Annotated in this window: 1 protein-coding gene; it reads right to left on the bottom strand. The window is 45.9% G+C overall.

What is annotated here, in order from left to right:
- Positions 1-14: 14 nt before the first annotated feature.
- Positions 15-518: DUF6363 domain-containing protein (locus tag A3712_RS22840; RefSeq protein WP_231891869.1), on the bottom strand; the 504-nt coding region annotated here is incomplete at its 5' end.

Genomic DNA, 518 nt, shown 5'->3' with positions numbered 1-518 from the left:
TATCGTAAACAGAACTAGATGCAGAAGTGGCAGTCCTCGATATCTAAATCATAGGTCCCTTTGCGAATCGCCAAGTGTTCTTCTCCAGCTTTCAGGCCAATCTCATAACCTGCATCCAATCCCGCTATATTCATAGTGAGTCGCTTAACCGAGAACGCCTCAGGTGGCGCTATCACCTTAATGGTCGCATCTTTTGGCGGATTACGAATGAACTCCAAAGATTGGTTATAGTTTTCAGCACGTACCGCCATTGATTCTGCAATGTTTGGGAATTTTTTTAACAGCTTTTTCAACATCCATTGATACTTCTGAGGCTTCATTCGGTAGCTCAGTGGATGGGAAAGAATCACGGTAATCTCGCGTGCACCGCGGCGATAAGCTTCACGAACTGGGATTGAGTCCGCGACCCCACCATCGGTATAACAACCACCAGAGAAACAAGGTGTTTCACGATAAGCGATAGGTAAAGCCGTTGTTGCCTCAACCACGTTCGAAAGATTTTCTGGCTTGATGCGATA

It is taken from the genome of Vibrio sp. HI00D65, assembly GCF_001635455.1.
Classification (GTDB): domain Bacteria; phylum Pseudomonadota; class Gammaproteobacteria; order Enterobacterales; family Vibrionaceae; genus Vibrio.
Note: the sequence above shows the minus strand (reverse complement) of the source record. Positions and strands in the feature narration are given on the sequence as shown.